Annotated in this window: 4 protein-coding genes and 1 pseudogene; all 5 read left to right on the top strand. The window is 43.2% G+C overall.

The window, feature by feature from the left end:
• Positions 1-469, top strand: a 469-nt coding sequence (locus ACXAC4_RS21035) for a DUF2306 domain-containing protein (RefSeq protein ID WP_475165134.1), incomplete at its 5' end; no start/stop codon positions are given.
• Between the two features lie 118 nt (positions 470-587).
• Positions 588-785 (top strand): annotated as a pseudogene (locus tag ACXAC4_RS21030) (hypothetical protein); the annotation flags it as partial.
• A complete protein-coding gene (locus ACXAC4_RS21025; RefSeq protein WP_062567026.1) occupies positions 782-1,708 on the top strand; it encodes an ABC transporter ATP-binding protein in 927 nt (308 codons plus the stop codon). The pseudogene ACXAC4_RS21030 and the gene ACXAC4_RS21025, both read left to right, overlap by 4 nt.
• A 5-nt stretch (positions 1,709-1,713) precedes the next feature.
• Positions 1,714-2,859 carry an ABC transporter permease gene (locus ACXAC4_RS21020; RefSeq protein WP_182911238.1) on the top strand — a complete coding sequence of 382 codons (1,146 nt, stop codon included), beginning with the start codon at positions 1,714-1,716 and terminating at the stop codon, positions 2,857-2,859.
• Between the two features lie 68 nt (positions 2,860-2,927).
• A partial coding sequence (locus ACXAC4_RS21015) for a hypothetical protein (RefSeq protein ID WP_475165132.1) occupies positions 2,928-3,258 on the top strand: 331 nt, incomplete at its 3' end.

Genomic DNA, 3,258 nt, shown 5'->3' with positions numbered 1-3,258 from the left:
AAGGTTAACGACGGTTAGATTCACCTCTTACACAGCACCTGTACACTGTAGTCAAAAAACAAGTAATCACAAAAAAAGTCCAAGCAATTGGAAAGTAGTCAGCCTGTTATTCTTCTTAATTGGCCTGCCCGCTATACCTGCAATTTTTATTGTCGCACTGGTCTTACTCGGCCCAGATGCAATCGCTGAGGCATCAAGTTTGATTAATGCCCGTTATTTTGAACTCTCAGCTGCAATTTTGGTGCATGGTGTAAGCGGTATTGTTTTCTTCTTTTCATTACCCACTCAGTTCTCAACTCGATTACGCATAACTCGACCTAAGATGCACAGAGTAATGGGGCGCTTGGCCGTTGTGTCTGCGTGCTTAATGGCAATATCTGGCGTATGGATGCACCTCGTATTTTCACCAACAGACTTAGGGGCGCGTTTTATATCCTTGGTGATTGTGGCTATCACAGGTGCTGTGTAAGAGGTGAATCTAACCGTCGTTAACCTTAGCAATACGTAATGTTATGTACGCTTACTTCGTTCAGTTACGTATTGCTAAGGTTAACCTGGTAACTGGGACACAAGACTCCAGCACCTAGCTTACGGTTCGCGTCGATGGCATAGATAAAGATATTCAGGGTGAACTGACCTGGATTGCCACAGAGCCTGCGTTCACGCCTTTTTATGCCCTTAATCAGGAAGAACGTGCGCGATTAATGTATCTTGCTGAGGTAACACTACCCACAAGTGAAAATAATTTACCGACAGGCGTACCTGCTCAAGTGATTATGCCATGACTGAATCGGTGATCCATGCCAAAGGTTTGGTAAAACAATTTGGCGATTTAAAAGCGATTGATAACCTTGATCTAGACGTTGAGCAAGGGCAAATTTATGGCTTTTTGGGCCCTAATGGCTGTGGTAAAACGACTGCAATCCGTATGCTTACAGGGTTATTGAAGCCAACCTCTGGTGATATCAATGTGCTTGGCTTGAGTCTGCCAAAAGATGCTGAAAAGCTCAGAACACAACTCGGTTATATGACGCAAAAGTTTTCACTTTATAGTGACTTGACCGTACTTGAAAACCTAAAGTTCATGGCGGCGCTTTACCCGTTTAAAAAGCAGCAAAAGCAACAAAGAATTGACGAATTGCTCCATACCTATGGCCTTGATCAAAGAGTCGATCAAATGGCCGGAAGTATGAGTGGGGGCCAACGGCAGCGCTTAGCATTAGCTGCTGCAGTGATTAATAAACCGAAAATTTTATTTCTTGATGAACCAACATCGGCAGTCGATCCACAAAATCGCCGTGACTTTTGGGAAACACTGTTTGATTTAAGTAATGCCGGTACCACGATATTAGTCACCACTCATTACATGGATGAAGCCGAGCGTTGTCATCGTTTAGCCATTTTAGAATCTGGTATTAAACGCGCGGATGGCTCTCCAAAGCAATTAATGACAGACATGCACGCTCATGTTGTAGAAATCGCAGGTGCGCAAACCAGAGAATTAAAAAAACAGCTCGCAACAATCGACCATGTTATTTCAGCCACTCAGCTAGGTGCACAGCTGCGAGTATTAGTAAAAAAAGATGTTCAAGATCCCGTTGAGTTCATAAAACAGCAATCATTTTGTCAGGATACGTGGCAAGTAAATAGTGTGCGTCCAAGCCTTGAAGACGTGTTTGTCACCTGCACAGGGCAGGGCCGACAATGAGTATTATGACTTCATTAAGCCGCATAAAAGCAATTGTAAGCAAAGAATTATTACAATTACGTCGCGATAGAATGACCTTTGCGATGGTGGTGATGATCCCCCTTATCCAACTGATTCTATTTGGTTACGCTATTAACACCAACGTTAAAGATATCCCTGTTGCAGTGGTCGATCATAGTCAAACTGCGCTCAGTCGCATTTTAGTACAAACAGTATCGGCGACAAATGTGGTTAAAGTGACAGATTATTACGACAGTATAGAGCAGGCACAAACAGCAATCGCGAGCGCGAAAGTGCGGGCTGTGCTGTTTATACCCCACGATGTGGCAAACCGACTTGCCCAGCACCCAACAGTGGGTTTTGGTTTGCCTGATGGCAGTAATGAGTCGTTAGTCAGGCCAATTGCGCATTGGTTAGTTGACGGCTCAGATACAATGGTCGCGTCGAGCATAAAATCGCTGCGTAATATGCCGCTTGCGGAGCTTCTCGATAAGCCTGCGAATAGAACGTATCCGACCTTTGAGACGACCTTATTTTATAACCCAGAGCAACGCTCTGCAGTGAATATTGTGCCAGGTTTAGCTGCTGTTATTTTAACCATGACGATGATTATGTTTACCTCTGCAGCCATTGTTAAAGAGCAAGAGCGAGGTAATATGGAGCTCTTAATCACCTTACCGTTAAGCTCACTTGAATTAATGATTGGTAAAGTGGTGCCTTATATCTTCATTGGTTTTATTCAGTTATTTATTATACTAGGTATGGGTAAGCTCTTGTTTCATATTCCTTTTGGAGGTGGTTTAGTCGCATTGGTTGTCGCAACCTTTGCGTTTATATGTGCCAGTTTAGTGCTTGGCTTAGTCCTTTCAACCATCGCTAAAAATCAGCTTCAAGCAATGCAAATGACAATTTTCATTCTGTTACCCTCGATATTATTATCAGGTTTTGTATTTCCTTATGAAGGCATGCCAAAGGCAGCGCAATGGCTTGCTGAGTGCCTACCCGCAACGCATTACCTGAGGTTAATACGTGGAATCGTGCTAAAAGATGTCAATCTAATAAGCATGAGCAGTGATTTACTTTGGCTGTTAGCCTTTACAATTTTGGGCTTGGCTGTGGCTGCATTTAGGTTTAAGAAAACCCTTGATTAGGCTAGGCAATTTAAGGCATATGTGCTTAACTAAAGAGTAATTTCAATTCTTTTTGAGTAGATGTAAGCGTGTGGCGAGTATTTTGGGTGGCGTTGCTACTAGTGACGTTTGATTGCTATGCAGCAACGATAAACCTAGCCCATACCATGAAGCATGAGCACTTTAATGAGCTGTTAAGTGCACTTGCTGAGCAAAGTGGCTTGACGGTTAATTCTGTATTGGTTGACCAAAAGGCGCTAAAAGTCAGGCTGGTGCAAAATACCAGTACCAGCACCTCTACAGACGTTGTTATTGTACCTGCTGATCATTTAGGCCTTGATAAATATGCCAACTACAGCGTTATCCCAGACTCACTCATAGCTGATACCACAGACAAGCGAACCTTAGAAACTGCAAAGC

It is taken from the genome of Pseudoalteromonas sp. AWM4_233 (genome assembly GCF_056158285.1).
Note: the sequence above shows the minus strand (reverse complement) of the source record. Positions and strands in the feature narration are given on the sequence as shown.

Excerpts from the sequence above, each read along its gene's own strand:
- ACXAC4_RS21020 (WP_182911238.1), top strand. The coding sequence starts at position 1,714 with ATGACTTCATTAAGCCGCATAAAAGCAATTGTAAGCAAAGAATTATTA.
- ACXAC4_RS21025 (WP_062567026.1), top strand. The coding sequence starts at position 782 with ATGACTGAATCGGTGATCCATGCCAAAGGTTTGGTAAAACAATTTGGC.